General features: G+C 37.3%; 18 protein-coding genes. 4 read left to right on the forward strand and 14 right to left on the reverse strand.

Features of this window, described 5'->3' with window-relative positions; translation table 11 throughout:
* Positions 1-2 precede the first annotated feature (2 nt).
* From der to putP, 9 genes are all read right to left on the reverse strand, one after another.
* Entirely contained in the window at positions 3-1,469 is a 1,467-nt protein-coding gene (gene der / locus J3U74_RS06740) for a ribosome biogenesis GTPase Der (RefSeq protein WP_267329635.1), read from the reverse strand.
* An 18-nt stretch (positions 1,470-1,487) separates the two neighbouring features.
* Entirely contained in the window at positions 1,488-2,660 is a 1,173-nt protein-coding gene (bamB, locus tag J3U74_RS06745; protein WP_267329634.1) for an outer membrane protein assembly factor BamB, read from the reverse strand.
* A 46-nt stretch (positions 2,661-2,706) separates the two neighbouring features.
* A complete protein-coding gene (locus J3U74_RS06750) occupies positions 2,707-3,411 on the reverse strand; it encodes a YfgM family protein (RefSeq protein WP_220218688.1) in 705 nt (234 codons plus the stop codon).
* A gap of 23 nt (positions 3,412-3,434) precedes the next feature.
* Complete coding sequence (gene hisS / locus J3U74_RS06755) at positions 3,435-4,712, reverse strand: histidine--tRNA ligase (protein WP_267329633.1); 1,278 nt, start codon at positions 4,710-4,712, stop codon at positions 3,435-3,437.
* 24 nt (positions 4,713-4,736) lie between these two features.
* Entirely contained in the window at positions 4,737-5,846 is a 1,110-nt protein-coding gene (gene ispG, locus J3U74_RS06760; protein ID WP_220218686.1) for a flavodoxin-dependent (E)-4-hydroxy-3-methylbut-2-enyl-diphosphate synthase, read from the reverse strand.
* A gap of 86 nt (positions 5,847-5,932) precedes the next feature.
* Positions 5,933-6,373 carry a helix-turn-helix domain-containing protein gene (locus J3U74_RS06765; RefSeq protein WP_220218685.1) on the reverse strand — a complete coding sequence of 147 codons (441 nt, stop codon included), beginning with the start codon at positions 6,371-6,373 and terminating at the stop codon, positions 5,933-5,935.
* 59 nt (positions 6,374-6,432) lie between these two features.
* Complete coding sequence (gene pdxY, locus J3U74_RS06770) at positions 6,433-7,299, reverse strand: pyridoxal kinase PdxY (protein ID WP_267329632.1); 867 nt, start codon at positions 7,297-7,299, stop codon at positions 6,433-6,435.
* A 4-nt stretch (positions 7,300-7,303) separates the two neighbouring features.
* Positions 7,304-8,575, reverse strand: a complete 1,272-nt coding sequence (gene tyrS / locus J3U74_RS06775; protein WP_220218683.1) for a tyrosine--tRNA ligase — start codon at positions 8,573-8,575, stop codon at positions 7,304-7,306.
* A 50-nt stretch (positions 8,576-8,625) separates the two neighbouring features.
* Positions 8,626-10,119 carry a sodium/proline symporter PutP gene (gene putP, locus J3U74_RS06780; protein ID WP_416379788.1) on the reverse strand — a complete coding sequence of 498 codons (1,494 nt, stop codon included), beginning with the start codon at positions 10,117-10,119 and terminating at the stop codon, positions 8,626-8,628.
* A gap of 259 nt (positions 10,120-10,378) precedes the next feature.
* Here putP and nth point away from each other — a divergent pair, with 259 nt between their 5' ends.
* Together nth and smrB are read left to right on the forward strand one after the other, a co-directional pair.
* Complete coding sequence (nth, locus tag J3U74_RS06785) at positions 10,379-11,017, forward strand: endonuclease III (RefSeq protein WP_267329630.1); 639 nt, start codon at positions 10,379-10,381, stop codon at positions 11,015-11,017.
* 6 nt (positions 11,018-11,023) lie between these two features.
* Positions 11,024-11,554 (forward strand): endonuclease SmrB, encoded by a 531-nt coding sequence (gene smrB, locus J3U74_RS06790; RefSeq protein WP_267329629.1) that lies wholly within the window; start codon positions 11,024-11,026, stop codon positions 11,552-11,554.
* Between the two features lie 573 nt (positions 11,555-12,127).
* On the opposite strand, the gene cgtA is transcribed toward smrB, so the two are convergent.
* The 4 genes from cgtA to rplU all read right to left on the reverse strand — a co-directional run bounded on the left by cgtA (position 12,128) and on the right by rplU (position 14,933).
* A complete protein-coding gene (gene cgtA / locus J3U74_RS06795) occupies positions 12,128-13,297 on the reverse strand; it encodes an Obg family GTPase CgtA (protein ID WP_267329628.1) in 1,170 nt (389 codons plus the stop codon).
* On the reverse strand, positions 13,297-14,262 hold the full coding sequence (locus J3U74_RS06800) for a DMT family transporter (protein WP_220218679.1): 966 nt from the start codon (positions 14,260-14,262) through the stop codon (positions 13,297-13,299). Before J3U74_RS06800 ends, cgtA begins: the two co-directional genes overlap by 1 nt.
* An 86-nt stretch (positions 14,263-14,348) precedes the next feature.
* The gene (rpmA, locus tag J3U74_RS06805; RefSeq protein ID WP_025314437.1) at positions 14,349-14,609 is read right to left on the reverse strand and encodes a 50S ribosomal protein L27; all 261 of its coding nucleotides are present in this window, start codon (positions 14,607-14,609) and stop codon (positions 14,349-14,351) included.
* Positions 14,610-14,624: 15 nt separating this feature from the next.
* A complete protein-coding gene (gene rplU, locus J3U74_RS06810; protein ID WP_220218678.1) occupies positions 14,625-14,933 on the reverse strand; it encodes a 50S ribosomal protein L21 in 309 nt (102 codons plus the stop codon).
* Between the two features lie 214 nt (positions 14,934-15,147).
* On the opposite strand from rplU, the gene narX reads away from it, so the two are divergent.
* Complete coding sequence (gene narX / locus J3U74_RS06815; protein WP_267329627.1) at positions 15,148-16,971, forward strand: nitrate/nitrite two-component system sensor histidine kinase NarX; 1,824 nt, start codon at positions 15,148-15,150, stop codon at positions 16,969-16,971.
* A gap of 4 nt (positions 16,972-16,975) precedes the next feature.
* Positions 16,976-17,629: a two-component system response regulator NarL gene (gene narL, locus J3U74_RS06820; protein ID WP_220218676.1), complete on the forward strand. Its 654-nt coding sequence runs from the start codon at positions 16,976-16,978 to the stop codon at positions 17,627-17,629.
* 142 nt (positions 17,630-17,771) lie between these two features.
* On the opposite strand, the gene cysG is transcribed toward narL, so the two are convergent.
* The gene (gene cysG / locus J3U74_RS06825) at positions 17,772-19,145 is read right to left on the reverse strand and encodes a siroheme synthase CysG (protein ID WP_267329626.1); all 1,374 of its coding nucleotides are present in this window, start codon (positions 19,143-19,145) and stop codon (positions 17,772-17,774) included.
* Positions 19,146-19,148 lie beyond the last annotated feature (3 nt).

Here is a 19,148-nt window from a genome sequence, read left to right on the forward strand (position 1 = left end):
AATTATTTACGACCTCTAACATGTTTCATTAATCGACGTCGTTTGCGTTGTTGCGACGCTGTTAGGCTATTTTTACGCCCTTCAAATGGGTTGGCACCTTCTTTAAACTGAATACGAATTGGCGACCCCATAATTTTTAATGAACGTCTAAAATAATTCATTAAGTAGCGCTTATAGGAATCCGGTAAATCTTCAACTTGATTACCATGGATCACAACAATTGGCGGATTATAGCCACCAGCATGCGCATATTTCAACTTAACTCGACGACCTCGAACTAAAGGAGGTTGATGATCGTCTTGCGCCATTTGCATAATTTTAGTTAAAAGTGCAGTATTGACACGACGAGTTGCACAATCGTATGCCTCTTGAATTGAATCAAATAAATTCCCAACACCTGAACCATGAAGCGCAGAAATAAAGTGTACTCGGGCAAAGTCAATAAAATCTAACCTATCATCTAAAGTTGCTTTGACCTGCTCTTTAATATCTTGTGACAAACCGTCCCACTTATTCACTGCTATAACAAGTGAGCGCCCACTATTAATAATGAATCCAAGCAATGATAAGTCTTGATCAGATACCCCTTCTCTGGCATCTATAACCAAAATAACGACATTGGCATCTTCAATAGCTTGTAAAGTTTTGATCACTGAAAACTTTTCAACCGTTTCCGTCACTTTACCTCGCTTACGTACACCCGCCGTATCAATCATGATGTACTCACGTTCATCCCGAGTCATTGGTATATAAATACTGTCTCGAGTGGTGCCGGGCATGTCGTATACGACAACCCTTTCTTCACCAAGTATACGATTGGTTAGTGTTGACTTACCAACGTTTGGTCGCCCAACAATCGCCACTTTAATTGGTTGATCAATTAGCGATTGAGTTTCATCGTTGAGCTCATCATCAGAGAAAGATTCATCATCAAATGGCTCATGACTTGCAAACTCATCATCTTGTTCATTTGCAAATTGGAAAATAGGATCTAAAGCGGTTTCAATTAGGACACTTACACCACGACCATGACTGGCAGCTATTGGATGAATTTCACCTAATCCTAAACCATAAAAATCTGAAATAGCGGTATCGGCATCAATGCCATCAATTTTATTAGCGACTAAAAAAGTTGCTTTTTCACGTGAACGGAGATGCTTAGCAATAGCATGATCAGCAGGCATTGCACCAGCTCTGGCATCAACTAAGAAAAGAACAATATCAGCTTCTTCGATCGCTTGCAGGGATTGTTCAGCCATAAAGCTTTCAACCCCATCTTCTGTGCCATCAATACCACCAGTATCAATGACAATATATTCATGACCTTTGATTTCAGCACGGCCATATTTACGGTCGCGTGTTAATCCTGGGAAATCAGCGACTAATGCGTCTCGAGTTCGAGTTAAGCGATTAAATAAAGTCGACTTTCCAACATTCGGACGCCCAACTAGTGCTACTACAGGTACCATGTTTATTCTCTAATAACCTTAATTTTTTGTGAAAGCGTAGATATCACCATTTTTTGCTTGAACAATTATTTTATTATCAACAACTAATGGTCGGGATATTAACCCACTACTACTCACTTGTGTTTTAGCGACAACTTCACCATTTTCTTTATTTAACCAATACAGGTAACCTTCAAAATCACCTACAACAATATTATCTTGGTAAATAACCGGATCAGTCAATTGACGGTGTGAAAGTGCTGACTGAGTCCATAATACCGAGCCACCATCTTTAGAGACAGCTTGAATATTATCATCTTGGTCAACAACAAATAATTCTTGAGAGTCTACCACAAAGCTATGCGTCGATCCTAACTGTTTGCGCCAAACAACTTGTCCATTACTTAAATCAAGCGCAGCAACATATCCATTATAACCAATTGCATAGACCAGACTACCTTCAACTACTGGGGTAGAATCAACATCATTTAATTTTGCAATTTCTGTCGATCCTGTTGGATTTGATATACGTTGTTGCCAAATCAATTCTCCGTCATTGACATAATAGGCATTAACACGTCCATTATCATCACCAAAAATTGCCGCACCATGTGCAATTGTCGGTGTTGAATTTCCTCTTAAGGTTAATAATGGAACTTCAAGTAACACATCCCATAATTCATCACCAGTATTACGATCGAAAGCTTGTAACATGCCATTTGCAGTATGGACGATTAATTTATCTTCGGTAGATACCGGGCGAGCAAGAACTTCACCTTTAGCCGCTTTTTCCCATACTACTTTACCATTACTACGATCTAGAGCATAAACAACGGCACGTTCACTACCCACATAAACATATTTATCATCTGCACTCACGCCACCAGAAAATAAGGCTGTTTTGCTACTGAAAAAAGAACTTTGCGATAAATTGACATCCCATAACGTATTGCCACTGGTTAAATCAATCGCTTTAACTTGTCCACTGCGGCTAGCAGCGTAAACAACATTATCATAGTTTATAGGACCTAATAATGAATAGATTTGAGTATTGCCAGATGTACTGTTTCGCCATACTTGTGGTATAGAAAATTGATTATTTACTGCTGGTGAAGGTGAAACTTGTACAACTTCTTCTTCTCCACCAAACAAAGAACATCCAGCAAGTGAAAACATAAAAACACTAATAAAAAGATATTTTGATAACTTCATTGTATAGACCCTTATACCAGGATGAATTAATTCTTGTTTAGTTCAGTTATTTATTTTCTGTCTGAGCCGCCTGTTCGGCTTTCTCTTTAGCTGCCTGTGCCTCTTGTTCAGCTTGTTGTTTTGTTTTTAGAAATTCAACTTGATTTAACTTCATTTTAATACTTTGCTCAAGCCCTGGCATCGGTGATGAAGTTAACGCCACATTATAAGCGGCAATCGCATTAGTGTAATCGGCCATTTTTACCAATATATCACCACGAATATCATTAACAACTGGCGCCCAACTCTCTTCAGTGACTTGATTTAATGTTGTTAAACTTTGTTGATATTGCTCAAGTTGATACTCTAATCGTGCAATACGGATATTAATAATTGAAGCAATTGTTTCAGAATCATTTTTCTTTAATGCATCAAGTAATAATGCTTTGGCACCCGAATAGTCTTTAAGTACTTCAACATAAAATTTGGCGGCCTGCAAATTAGCAAACACACTAAAAACAGTGGTGTTATCTTTAGCAAATGCGACTAATTCATTCACTGACTCAGGTTTAGTATTATCTAAATTAGCAACTAATTGTTCATACTTGTCAGATGATTGCGTTATTTTTTCTAAATTGTAAGATTGCCAGTATTGCCAGCCATAAAAGGCTAAAAGTCCAATAACAATAATCGCAACTATCAATTTCCACGTTTTAGCAAGAAACTCTTTTATCTCTGAAAGCTGCTCTTCACTCGATAATTGATGACTCACATTTTTCTCCTATTTCCCTTACTTTACAGTATCGCCATACAAGTCGGAACAATATCGTTTTGTGCTACTTCAACTTGTTCGCCTGTTTGTAAATTTTTAATTGTCACTGACTGGTTAGCGATTTCATTTTCACCAATAATGACTGCTATTTTAGCACCTAATTTATCTGCTTTGGCAAATTGTTTCTTAAAATTACTACTACCATAATTTGTAACGATGCGTCTTTCCGGTAATCCGTCACGTAATTGCTCAGCAACACACTGCGCAGCAGATATGGTATTTTCATCACCAGACGATATCATATAAATATCAATCGAATTATCTCGATTTAATGACGGATTAACTGCTTGAACCAGTAGAACCAAACGCTCAAGCCCCATAGCAAAACCAACTGCGGGCGTTGGCTGTCCACCGAGCTGGCTAACAAGTCCGTCATAACGACCACCACCGCAAACCGTACCTTGTGCACCTAAACTACTGGTGACCCATTCAAACACGGTACGATTATAATAGTCCAAGCCACGAACCAATCTTTGATTAATATTGTATTTTATGCCTGCATTATCCAGTAACCGGCATAAGCCTTCAAAATGTTGTTTAGACTCTTCATCTAGATAATCAAACAGTTTCGGCGCTTGATTAAGAAGCTCTTGCACAACCGGATTTTTGGAATCCAGAACACGTAGTGGATTAGTATACATTCTACGCAGACAGTCTTCATCCAATTTATCTTTATGTTGTTCAAGGAAGTTAACTAACGCATTTCGGTAATTCGCTCTTGCTTCAACTGAACCAATTGAATTAAGCTCAAGTGAAGTATGATTTTCAATACCTAACGCTTTCCAAAAACGTGCCGTTAATAAGATAAGTTCGGCATCAATATTAGGTCCTTCAAGTCCAAAAACTTCCACACCAAATTGATGAAACTGTCGATAACGACCTTTTTGCGGTTTTTCATAACGAAATGCCGGACCTAAATACCAAAGACGCTGCTCTTGATTATAAAATAGACCATGTTCAATACCGGCACGTACGCAACCAGCAGTAATCTCTGGGCGCAAAGTAATACTTTCATCATTACGATCATTGAAAGTATACATCTCTTTTTCGACAATATCGGTCACTTCGCCGACAGCGCGTTTAAATAGTGCAGTATCTTCAACAATTGGCGTTCTAATTTCGTTATAACCATAACTGTTTAAAACACCTTTTACAATTTTCTCTATTTGTTGCCAACTCGCACTATCACTAGGGAGTAAATCGTTCATTCCCCGTATAGATTGGATTTTTTTCTCTGTCATTTATTTATTCGCTATCTAATAAAATTATAGTTCAGTTGCTGCAATTCTGTTTTTTAATAGTGATGCTTTTGCTCGTATTTTGGCTTCTAACTCATCGATCATTTGCTCGTTATCGATACGACCAATACGAACGCCGTCTTCATAAAAACCACTTTTATTATGACCACCAGCAACACCCATAGTCGAAGCTAATGCTTCGCCTGGACCATTGACCACACAACCAATAATTGATACATCCATTGGCGTAATAATATCTTCTAAACGTTGCTCTAGAATATTTACCGTATTAATGACATCAAACTCTTGCCTTGAACAGGTTGGACAAGCAATAAAATTAATACCACGAGAGCGGATACGTAACGATTTTAAAATATCAAAACCAACTTTTACTTCTTCGGTTGGATCCGCTGCTAACGAAACACGCAACGTATCACCAATGCCTTGAGCTAACAACAACCCTAATCCTATTGCAGATTTTACCGCACCACTGCGCACACCACCAGCTTCAGTTATCCCTAAATGTAATGGTTGCTTGATCTGTTTTGCAAGCAAGCGATATGAATCAACCGCAGTAAAAACATCTGATGCTTTAACACTTACTTTAAACTGATCAAAGTTTAATTTGTCCAGTATCTCAACATGGCGCATAGCTGACTCAACAATAGCTTGCGGTGTTGGCTCACCATATTTTTCTTGAATATCTTTTTCTAATGAGCCCGAATTTACCCCAATACGTATTGGGATATTTTTATCTTTAGCACAATCAACAACCGTTCGAATCCTTGATTCATTACCGATATTTCCGGGATTAATCCTTAAACAATCAACCCCATATTCAGCTACTTTTAAAGCAATACGATAATCAAAATGTATATCGGCAATAAGTGGTACTTTTGCTTGTTGTTTTATAAATTTGAATGCTTCAGCTGCATCCATTGTTGGTATTGAAACACGAACAATATCAACACCAACTCGCTCAAGTGCTTGAATTTGAGCAACTGTTTTTTCAACATCAGTTGTACGCGTATTGGTCATGGACTGAACAGCAATAGGCGCACCGCCACCAATAGGAACATTGCCGACATAAATTCGGGTTGATTCTCTTCTGTTAATTGGTGAATCGTGATGACTCATAACCTGCCTAATCATATTACAAAATAACTAGCTGGCAATCTTAACAAGAATTACAGCAAATGTCTGTATGAGATTAAGAAAATTTGCTAACTGTTAACACGATCTGATGTTGGTGGGGAAATATAATGGCTAACTTCAACAAGATTACTTTTATCTTGCTTAGTCACAAAATAAAGTGTGGCACCTAACGCACATAAGAAAATAAATAAGAAGGCAAATAGAACTTTACTACTACCTTTTGTTTTTTTATCTTTCGGAACAAGCTCAGCAATCTTCTGAGATGAATACTGTTTTTTCAAATCTTCAAGATAAGGTTGATACTCTTCATTTGGCAAACCAACAATTTCAGCATAAGCACGAATATAACCTTTAACAAAAACAAAAGGGGCATGAACAAGCTGGTCGTTTTCAATTTCTGATACAACCGCCTTACGTACATGAAGTTTATTGGCAATATCTTCTTGAGTTAATCCTAAATTATCTCTTGAATTGGAAAGAATCTTACCCAATGAAATATTGTCTTCCATTAATCCCCTCGTTTAATACTGTATCCGTAAATTTTCTATATTTTTACATATTTACAAAATTAATCAATTCTTTTCGCTTTGAACCATTGATTTGGTGTTTCAATTTCATTTTGGGCAGCCACTAATTGTAATTCATACGCCTCTCGTTTCAACGTTTCTAGCATAACTGCATATACAGCTGATGTAGTATGTTCTAAAGCTTCAACCAATGATTTTCCAAGCAAAATATTGGCTAAAAACAAGCCACTTGTCATATCACCGACACCAACTGGTTGTCTTTCACCAAAATCAACTAATGGGCGTTCAATATGCCATGCTTCTTGCTCAGTCACTAAAAGCATTTCAAAACGATCTTTACGATAACCGGCACGACTTAAGTGTTTTACTAAAATAGCTTTCGGTCCTTTTTTACAAAGTTCACGACAGGCAACAACCGCTTCATCAACATTTTTGATTTGCTGCTTACCATTTAGCTCCTCAAGCTCTAATATATTAGGCGCCATCATATCGGCCATTGGTAAAGCGCTATTACATAAAAATTCAGCGACCCCTGGGGCGACAAAACAGCCTTTTTCAGGGTGCCCCATAACAGGATCACATAGATAAACTGCATTAGGGTTAACTGCTTTTACTTTTTTTACAATTTCAATAATTGCATTACCCTGCTCAGGCGATCCCATATAACCACTTAGGATCGCATCACAATGCTTTAATTCATCAATTGCATTAATTCCATCAACAATCTCAGTTAGATGAGATGCAGGCATTACCGTTCCAGTCCATTGACGATATTGAGTATGATTAGAAAATTGTACTGTATTTAAAGGCCAAACATTCACGCCCAATCGACGCATCGGGAAGACGGCGGCACTATTTCCAGCATGACCAAATACCACATGTGACTGAATCGATAATATATTTTTCATAAAATTAATTCCAAATTAATAAGCAGTAATATTTCTTACCACGACGAAGTAAAGTATAACGGTTAAAAAGTTTATCACTATCAGCGAATCGATAATCCGTGGTTGCATTACGCTCACCATTAATCGAAATAGCATTTGATTCAATCATTGTTCTTGCTTGACCTCTGGACGGGGCAAACTCAGCATTAACAATTGCTTGTTGTAAATCAATTTCATCACTCACCGCTAAAGTTGGCATACCGTCTTGCGCTAATTGTTCAAAATCAGCCTCGGACAAGTCGGTCAATTTACCGGAAAATAGACTTTCGGTGATTCGTTTAGCAGCAATAAGCCCTTCTTCCCCATGAACTAAACGGGTAACTTGTTCGGCAAGTACATATTGAGCTCTTGGCGCAACACCACTATTTTTATCTTCTTGTTCTAATGCATCTATTTCATTCAATGGCATGAAAGTAAAGAATTTCAAGAATCGATAAACATCAGCATCAGCAGTATTAATCCAAAATTGATAGAATTTATAAGGACTGGTTTTCTTAGGATCAAGCCATACCGCACCACTTTCAGTTTTACCGAATTTAGTCCCGTCAGACTTAGTAATCAACGGTACAGTTAAACCATAAACTTGTTTTTGATGTAATCGTCGGGTTAAATCAATACCAGCGGTAATATTCCCCCACTGGTCAGAACCACCAATTTGCAAAACAACATTTTGTGATTGATTTAAACAAGCAAAATCATAAGCTTGCAGTAAGCTATAAGAAAATTCTGTAAATGAAATACCCACTTCGTCACGGTCAATACGTTGCTTAACTGATTCTTTATTAATCATCGCATTAACCGAAAAATATTTGCCAATATCACGCAAAAAAGCCAGTACATTCATGCCACTAAACCAATCATAGTTGTTAGCTACAATTGCGGCATTTTCACCACAATTAAAATCTAAAAATGGCGATACTTGTTGTTTGATTTTCTCACTCCATTCAACAACTGTCTGTTCGGTATTGAGTTTTCGTTCAACAGCTTTAAAGCTAGGATCGCCAATCAAACCAGTTGCGCCACCAACTAGAGCCACAGGCTTATGCCCGGCTAGTTGAAAACGTTTTAAACAAAGTAATGGAACTAAATGACCAAGATGCAAACTATCAGCCGTTGGATCAAAACCACAATAAAGCGCAATAGGATTTTGTTCGACTTGTTCTATCAGTGCTTTTTCATCAGTAAGCTGAGCAATCAGTCCACGCTCTTGTAGTTGTTTGATCACATTTTTTGTCATGATTTTTACCTATTAAATTTTGTTACAATGATATTCTACTAAAGTAAGATTTACTCAGTTTTGTTATGATAACGTTTATACGCTTGTTTAAAATGATCTTCCACTATTTCGTTAGGTTTTTTATCACATAAACTAAAAATCACAATAGCGATTGAAGCAAATAAAAATCCGGGAATAAGTGAATAGAGATTGAACCAATTAAAATTGATCCAAAGTAAAACGGTTATCGCACCAACCACCATACCTGCTAGTGCACCATTTCGGGTCATACGAGACCAAAATACTGAAAAAACCACAATAGGTCCAAAAGCCGCACCAAAGCCAGCCCAAGCATGGCTTACTAAATCAAGTACACTATTGTTAGGATTAATGGCAAGTAAAATCGCAATAATAGAAACAATTAATACCATAATGCGACCAACCCAAACCAATTCACGTTGCTTAGCTTGTGGTCTAAAAAATGCACGATAAAAATCTTCCGTTAAAGCACTTGAGCAAACTAAGAGTTGGCAACTTAAGGTGCTCATCACTGCGGCTAAAATAGCAGCAAGTAAGATGCCTGCAATCCAAGGGTTAAACAGTAGTTTAGATAACTCAATAAAAATTCGTTCATGCTTACCATTATTAATTAAATAAGCCAGATCAGGATTATTAGCAAAAAAGGCAATACCAAAAAATCCAACCGTTATTGCACCAGCTAAACATAAAATCATCCATGTCATACTGATTCGACGAGCATTTTTCATCACCTCATGCGAATCTGCCGCCATAAATCTAGCTAAAATATGTGGTTGCCCAAAATAGCCTAACCCCCAACCTAATAATGAAACAATAGCAACAAAATCCATATGGGCAAATATGTTAGTATAATCAGGATTAAGCGATTTGATATTAGCCATTGCATCGGTAAATCCACCGGCATTGACCATAACCATAATCGGCGTCAGAATAAGTGCAAACATCATCAAACTAGCTTGAATGGTATCTGTCCAGCTAACAGCTAAAAAACCACCGATAAACGTATAAGCTATGGTAGCGCCGGCTCCAGCTAACATTGCCCAGCCGTAACTCATACCAAAGGTACTTTCGAACAATTTTGCACCAGCAACCACGCCAGAAGCGCAATAGATAGTAAAAAAGATAAGAATAATGACCGCCGAAATAATCCGTAACAACGTACTTTTATCATCAAATCGACGAGCAAAATAATCAGGTAAAGTTAAAGAGTTGTGATTGATCTCAGTAAAAACTCGTAGCCGACCGGCAATAAGTAGCCAATTAAGGTACGCCCCAATAATTAGACCTATTGCAATCCAACTTTGCGAAATACCAAATAAAAAAACGGCACCCGGCAGTCCCATTAATAACCAACCACTCATGTCGGAAGCACCTGCAGAAAGCGCTGTCACAACACTACCAATACGACGTCCACCCAATATATAATCACCAAAGTTTCGCGTTGCACGAAACGCAAAAAAACCAATCGCAATCATTCCTAAAATGTACACAGCAAAGGTGACAATCATTGGTAACGACATTTTTATAACAAACCTTGTATTTATGAAATTAAAAAATGGTTGACTAGCTTATCACAAAAACCCCTTGCTAAAAAGCAGGCAATCGAGAGATGTTCAACAACAAAAAAGGAAAAATCACCTTAATCAAATCACTACACAGCGCTTCTATAAATACGCACGATATTTTTGATAGAATATATCAATATAAAAACTCAGTTTAATCTAAAGATAATACCAAAATTAAAGTATATAATAACGAATAATCTTTCTTATATATAATTATTACGTGAAACAATCAACTCGCATTCAGATTTTAGAAAAGTTAAAACAGCACATTAAAGATCCAACAACCGAACTGGTATATCAAACCCCTTTTGAATTACTTATTGCGGTTGTGCTTTCAGCGCAAGCAACCGATGTGAGCGTTAATAAAGCGACTAAGCCTTTATTTGCTGTTGCTAACACACCTGAACAAATTTTAGGACTTGGGGTTGAGAAGCTCAAACAGTACATACGCACAATTGGACTGTATAATAGCAAGGCTGAAAACATTATTAAAACCTGTCAGATATTAATTGAAAGATATCAAAGCGAAGTACCGGAGAATTTTAATGCGCTTATTTCGCTACCCGGTGTAGGCAGAAAAACCGCCAACGTAGTTTTAAACACGGCTTTTGGTTGGCCAACTATAGCGGTTGATACCCATATCTTTCGGGTAAGTAATCGTACTGGTTTTGCGCCCGGAAAAACCGTTGAAGCTGTTGAAGAAAAATTATTAAAAGTTGTCCCCGAAAAATATAAAATTAACTGTCACCACTGGTTAATTTTGCATGGGCGTTATACCTGCATTGCCCGAAAACCTCGTTGCGGGGCTTGTGTTATTGAAGATTTATGTGAATTTAAACAAAAAGTTTACCCAGAGTGATAACCAATGTCTGATAAATTTAATTTAAGTGATGAAGACCTAAGCTTGTTTAAAAGTAGTATTGGTAATACTAAAAAAATAAAACAAGACACCGTGATTCATAAACCACAAAAACGCACCCAGAAAGTGATTGAAACACAAAAACAGCAATTAGCAAAAATAAATGCTGAGTTTTATTTTTCTGATAATTATCAGCCACTGTTACAACAAGATCCTATTCGCTACAGTCGTGAAAATGCTGATCCTTATGAGATTAAACAATTACGTCGGGGATTTTATGAGCCAGAATTCTTTTTAGATCTGCATGGACTAACTCAGAAAGAGGCGAAAAAAGAAATAGCCGCACTCATCGCGGCCTGTTTACGCGAAAAAGCACAATGTGCTTGTATTATGTATGGGCATGGCAAAAATATTCTGAAAAAACAGACTCCGATGTGGTTAGCACAACATCCTAACATTATCTGTTTTCATCAAGCACCGAAAGAGTTTGGTGGAAGTGCCGCATTACTCATTTTATTTGATATCATCAATGAGTAGAAATAAACCTGAATAGTATCAACCTTATCATATAAAGTTTTACTGAACCAAATCATGTTTATCTGTGTTATTCATGTCTTTTTATTATCAATGTGCTGGATTCGATACTATTTTGGGGAATATAAGTGATTATATTGAACTTACCAGGCGAATAAACAACGATATGTTTAGATTGAAGCTGTTTGCGCTTTGCTTGAAGTAAGTAGATCACTTTATAGTAGGCATAATAAATAAAGTGCGATTAACTCACCATACAAAATAAAAAAGCCAGCATAGTTGGCTAGGCTGGCAAACATTGGAAGCAATGTGAGCAATGTCATACTTTTTCAGAAGTCTTTCAACTCTCTAACAAAGTACAATTGAATGATAATCATTCTCATTAATAAAAGCAAGTAGTTTTTTTTGATTTTTTCCAAATAAAGAAGATAGACCGGTCTAATTAAACGGCATGAAAATACTAACTAATTGATTCTATGAAAAGAAATTAAGATAAGTGCAGGGTAAGTTACCCTGCATTGTAGAAATTATTATTTTTATTTAACAAATGAGATAGCCGCGATAAATACCGCTTTATTATTTTTGGTAAATGAATTCAACGCCTTCTTCGTCGCTTTCATCCCAGTCATCGAAATCATCATCGTCATCATCAAAAGCATCATCCATAGCCTGTTGATGATAATCATCCCACATAAATTCCACTTTTTCTGCTGCCGTTTCTGCTTCTTCTGCTTCACGAGGATGCGCATTCATGTAATCCATGAGATCCCAACATAAAGCTTTTACACCTTCATGATTAACCGCTGAAATCACATAATATTTATCATTCCAATCGAGTGCTTTTGCAATTTCCGCTGCACGTTTGGCGCTTTCTTCTTCACCCAATACATCCATTTTATTAAATACTAACCAGCGTGGTTTATTGGCTAATTTTTCACTATATTGGTGAAGTTCTTGAATAATAACTTTAGCATTTTCAATTGGATCTGATTCATCAATTGGAGCAATATCAATTAGATGAACTAAAACCCTACAGCGTTCTAAGTGTTTTAAAAAACGAATACCAAGCCCAGCGCCGTCTGATGCACCTTCAATTAAGCCGGGAATATCAGCAACCACAAAACTTTGCTCGTTATCCATTCTCACCACACCTAAACTCGGCACTAACGTGGTAAATGGATAATCGGCAACTTTCGGCTTAGCGGCCGATACGGAACGAATAAAGGTAGATTTACCCGCATTTGGTAATCCTAACATTCCTACATCAGCAAGTAATAACAGTTCTAATAATACATCACGTTTTTCACCGGGAGTTCCGTCGGTTTTTTGTCTAGGCGCTCGATTAACCGATGATTTAAACCGTGCATTGCCAAGCCCATGGAAACCACCTTTAGCAACTAAAACCTTTTGTTGGTGATGCGTTAAATCACCAATGATCTCACCAGTATATTTGTCAGTGATCCTTGTTCCAACCGGAACTTTAACAGTAATATCTTTACCACGCTTACCGGTACAATCTGAGCCTTGCCCATTTTGACCACGCTCTGCACGGTAGTTTTTTTCAAACTGAAAATCAACTAATGTGTTGAGATTCTCATCTGCGATAAAAAATACATCACCACCGTCACCACCGTCGCCACCATCTGGTCCACCTTTTGGAATATATTTTTCACGACGAAAACCGACACAACCATTTCCGCCATCACCGGCTTCAACTCGGATTGATGCTTCATCAACAAATTTCATTATTTATCCTCTTTGTTGCGGTTAATTAGCAAACCTTTTCTTGGGTGCCATATATAATGCCCAATAGTTGCAAACATAGCACCAGCTACAACCGATAATGCGCCAATATAACCTAAAATATTTAAATATTGCATTGCAAACTTTTCCGGCCAAATTAAGGCAAACAAATCCGAAAAGATTAACGCAAACAGTGGTGTTAATGTTGTTATCGCACTCACTTGCGCCGCCTGCCAACGCTCCATTGCCATCACTAATGCACCATAAGCAATAATGGTATTTAAACCACAAAATACAATAGCAAATAGCTGAGTAGCATCAGCATTAGCCAATTTGGTTGGAGAGGTGAACGGTAATAGACCGACCGTACAGATCAAATAAATCAACCATAATAGCTGTTCTGCCCGTAATTTTCGCAATAATACTTTTTGCGCAAGCGCATAACATGCCCAAGAGACCGAAGCAAGCAACCCTAGCCAAACGCCAATGCCATAGGTAGACATGTTTGAAAACAGATCTGCAATATTTTTATTAAAAAATAGTACTAACCCAATTAATAATACCAAAATCCCAATGATCTGGGTTGGTCTTAATCTTTCTTTAAAAACAAAAGCACTTGAAATCATAAATACCACAATGCCCATTTGCCCCACAACTTGAGCCGTTGTCGCAGAAAGGTACTGAACTGCACTGGCAAATAAAGCAAAATTGCCGAGCAAACCAAATCCGGCAATCATCAATAAGACAAAACGACGACGTTTTTTAAACATCGCTAAATTAGGGAACTGTTTTTTATATGCCAGCCATATTGTGATGCCAACAGCTGAAATAGCCAATCTCGACCATGCTAAGGTTAACGGATCGACAACCACTAAAGCATATTTCATTGCAATTGGCACAATGCCCCACATAACAGCGGTTAACATTGCTAATGCAAAACCTAATTTGACATTTTGTGGTGTTATCATAATGGGCAATATTATATAAAATTCAAGAAATGAAAAAAGCCCCACAATAACTGTGAGGCTTCTATAAACTTTTGAACCGCTTTTAATTAGCTGTTAGCAATTACACTAACATAACGACGGTTTTTTGGTCCTTTAACTTCGAATTTTACTTGTCCATCGATTAAGGCAAATAGTGTATGGTCACGACCACAACCTACGTTTGTGCCTGGGTGGAATTGAGTTCCACGTTGACGAACTAAGATATTTCCAGCAAGAACTTCTTGACTACCATAACGTTTAACACCTAAACGTTTACTTTGGGAATCACGACCATTACGTGATGAACCACCAGCCTTCTTATGTGCCATTGTTCGATACTCCTATTAAGCGATTGCAGTGATCTTCACATCAGTGAACCACTGACGGTGACCTTGTTGTTTACGATAGTGTTTACGACGACGGAATTTAACGATTTTCACTTTGTCACCACGACCGTGTTCAACAATCTCTGCTTTAATTGTTGCACCTTCAACAAACGGAGCACCAACTTTGATGTCTTCACCATTTGCTACCATTAAAACTTTATCGAAAACGATTTCAGAACCAGTTTCGACTTCAATTTTTTCCAAGCGAACGACTTGTCCTTCGCTGACTCGGTGTTGTTTGCCACCACTTTGGAAAACTGCGTACATACTCAACTCCGCAATAAAAAACAGACCATTACTTGATTGTACATATTTGTCTGCATTGATTAATCTTATAGGGCGTGAATTTTACGCAAAATTTATTCTTGTTGCAAGCTCTGTTTACTAAAAGATCGCAAAAAGTTATAAAAAAGATCTGAGACATACCGTTTTAGCGTTACAATATGATAAATCATTATTTACTTGGTAATTTATTTATAAGATGTCAAGCGGCAAAATACCCCAAAAAAAGACCAATTATCACGCCTCGACAATTAATCGCTTCTCATTATGGATGTTTTTTCTCGGGATAATTGCGTTAATCGCATTATCCATCTCCATTCAAGTTGCTAATGATACCAAAGGTAGTGCTTACCTAATTAATCAATTAGGGCTAATTCGCATGAAAAGCTATCAGCTATTATCGATGATCCCATTAAGCCAACAAGATAATTATCGCTTAGATATATTTAATGATATTACCAGCGAAAAACAACACTCGACTCTTTTTAAACAATATCACTTATCAAGTGAATTTGAACAGTTACAACACAAATGGGCAAGCTCAATAAAACCCAAAATACATCAAGCCCAACAAATGGATGCAATCAGAGAGGATATTGAACAATTTGTCCTACAAACTAATGAGTTAGTAAATAAAATAGATCAGAAAACTGAAAATCAAATTCAATATATTTTCCGCTTACAACAACTGTTTATCATTATTATAGCGATATTTCTTATCGCACAATGTTACTATTTACGCCGTTATCTTCTCAACCCTTGGCGTAAACTTATTAATATGGCCGAAGCCATTTCCAAACACAATTTCAGTGAACGTTTTACTATTAGATCAAGAAAAAACGAATTTGATTTATTGGGCTTAGCATTAAACAATATGTCTGAGCAAATTGAATCCCAATACTTATTACTCGAAGAGCGGGTAGCCGAAAAAACAGCCGAATTACAACAAACCAATAAAATCATTTCGTTTCAATATCAAGCAACCAAACAACTCCACACATCAGAACCATTATGTGAACGTTTTTTAATCATACTGCGCCAATTAGAAGAGTTAGTTCCACTTACCCAATTCCAGATTCGCTTTTATGAATCAAAAGACCCTGAACACTATCAACAGATCAGTTATGATAATGAGCAAAAATTGCCTTATTGCCAAAATCCCCATTGCCATGCTTGCTTAATTCCTTCGAAACCTTATCCAAAAAATGGTTTTCAACGTTATTGGTACCTACAAGATAATGGAGAAAAGCTCGGCGTTTTATTTGCCAGTCAACCACTAGAGGTAACCCTAAGTGACGAGCAAGAAAATCTAATTACCGGGTTAATTGAGCAGATGACAACAGCCATAATGCTCGATAGGCAGATAGAACAACAAAAACAGTATCTATTAATGAAAGAGCGCTCAGCAATGGCTAGAGAATTACATGACTCGATAGCTCAATCCCTTTCTTGTCTAAAAATACACCTAAGTTGTTTACAAATGCAATCGGATCTGACTTCACAAAATAGCATTGATCTATTGGCTACCATGCGTAAAGAGGTCAATATCACCTATTCGCAATTAAGAGAGTTGATCACCTCTTTCCGGTTACGCCTTAACCAGACAGGTTTTTATGCCAGTTTAATGGAGTTAATAGAAGAATTTAATCAAAAGCTTAAATTTAATATTCAACTCAAATATCAATTGCCGCTCAACATTATCCAAAGTAAACATGCTTTTCATTTATTGCAATTTCTTCGTGAAGCACTCAATAATGTCTACAAACATGCAAAAGCGACGCAAGTCATCATTGATTTAACAATTGATGACAATCAAATTATTACCTTAAGCATTGCTGATAACGGCATCGGTATACAAAACAATGTAAAACAAGACAACCATTATGGTATGGTGATAATGCGTGATAGAGCTGAAATACTTAATGGCAATTTGATCATCAATAGTCAACCACAACAAGGTACGCAAGTTATGATAAAATTTAAAGCCAACAACACCATTCCATTTAAGACAATAGAAGAGTAACCAAATGGAGCAGATAAAAAGTTCAATACTGCTAATTGACGATCACCCTATGTTAAGAAATGGCGTAAAGCAATTAATTAATACTGTTAACCACTTTGAAGTTGTAGGTGAAACAGGATTAGGTACTGAAGGGATTAAATTAGCGGAAAAACTTGAACCGGAAATTATTTTATTAGATATCAATATTCATGGTATGAGTGGTTTAGAAATTTTACGCTATTTACGTGAAAAAAACATCTCAAGCCGGATCATCATGTTTACCGTATCAGATGACAAAGAAGATATTATATCCGCCCTTAAAAATGGTGCTGACGGCTATTTATTGAAAGATATGGAGCCAGAAGACTTTCTCAACGCTTTAAAAGATATTGCGGAGGGAAAAGTTATTATGGATGAAGCCATTTCGCACATAATTATCAATTATATGCGCCAAAGCACAAAGCCACAGACCAAACAAATTCATGATGTAAAGTTACTCACACCAAGAGAACATGAGATATTTAATCTACTGGTGCAAGGTCTATCTAACAAATTGATCGCAAAAGATTTGGATATAGTGGAAAGTACCGTAAAAGTGCATGTAAAAAGTATTTTTAAGAAATTAAATTTCAAATCACGCATGGAAATGACCGTATGGTATTTACAGAGCAAAGAGTAATGCATTAATTGAAGATAATTGATTATAGTGAACTCAATTGAAGCTTTTAAAGGCCGTTGCCTATTAAATGATGCTATTAAACGGCTAACGTTTAGATAATCGGCAAGACCACCATTTTGTAAAGTAGCCTTGCCGGCTTAAATTAATGATTTGAAAACCAATTGAGTTTTTCTCGCAGCGCAACAACTGGCCCGACAATGATTAAACTTGGACTACGGGCTTGTAAAGCCAATGAGGCTAAATCACAAAGCAAACCTGCTACCACTTTCTGTTTGGTGCTGGTACCTTCCTCAACAATTGCTACCGGCGTTTGCTCATTCATGCCATGCTGAATTAATTGCTGACTAATATTTTGCGCTTGTGAAAGTCCCATATAAAAGACTAACGTCTGCTTTTCCGCCGCTAAACTTTGCCAATCAAGATGACTACCATCTTTTAAATGTCCGGTAATTAAACGAACACTATGTGCATAATTACGGTGAGTCAATGGAATACCGCTATAAGCTGAACATCCAGAGGCAGCGGTAATACCGGGCACGACAGAAAATGGAATATTTGCATTAAATAAGGTTTCAAGTTCTTCCCCACCACGACCAAAGATAAACGGATCGCCCCCTTTTAACCGAACCACCCGCAAACCTTTTTGCGCTTGTTCTAATAAGATCTGATTGATCTGTTCTTGAGGAACGCAGTGATACCCTGCCCGCTTACCCACAAATATCCGTTGAGCATCACGCCTTGCCAGATTCATTATCTCATCGGAGACTAAACGGTCATAAACAATAATATCAGCTTGTTGGATCTGCAGTAATCCTTTTAATGTCAATAACCCTGCATCACCCGGACCTGCACCGACTAAAACAACTTCGCCCCGATCATCAAGCGAAAGTTCAAATAGCTCGTTGGTTAACTTTTCAACCTGCTGTGAATCATTATTGGCAATGGCTTGCGCTAACCGATCATGAGTAAAAAGCTTCTCCCAAAAACGGCGACGCTCAGTCAGTGTTTTATAAGTCTGTTTGGCTTTATTACGTAAATAACCTGCATATTGCGCTAATTTACCTAAATGCTGAGGTAAAATCGATTCAAGTTTTTCTCGTAATAAACGAGCTAAAACCGGTGCATGCCCGGCAGAAGATACGGCAACCATAATCGGCGAACGATCAATAATAGAAGGCATAATAAAGCTGGCATCTTTCGGTGAATCAACTACATTACAAAAGATACGGCGATTTTCCGCCGCTAAACTGACCGCTTGATTTGTCTGCTGACAATTTGTTGCAGCTATAACCAACCATTTATTATCCAGCAATTGGGCATTAAATTCGCCTTGCTCAAGTACCAACTGATTCTGTTTTTGCCAGCATAAAAATTGCTCATTAAATTCAAGCGCATTAACCGTTAACTTTGCACCCGCTTCAAGTAATAGCCGAGCTTTTCGCTCGGCAATTTCACCACCACCAACTAACAGACATTCACGGTTTTCTAACTTACAAAATAGTGGTAAATAATCCATAAT

This window comes from Gilliamella sp. B3892 (assembly GCF_026536305.1).
Classification (GTDB): domain Bacteria; phylum Pseudomonadota; class Gammaproteobacteria; order Enterobacterales; family Orbaceae; genus Gilliamella.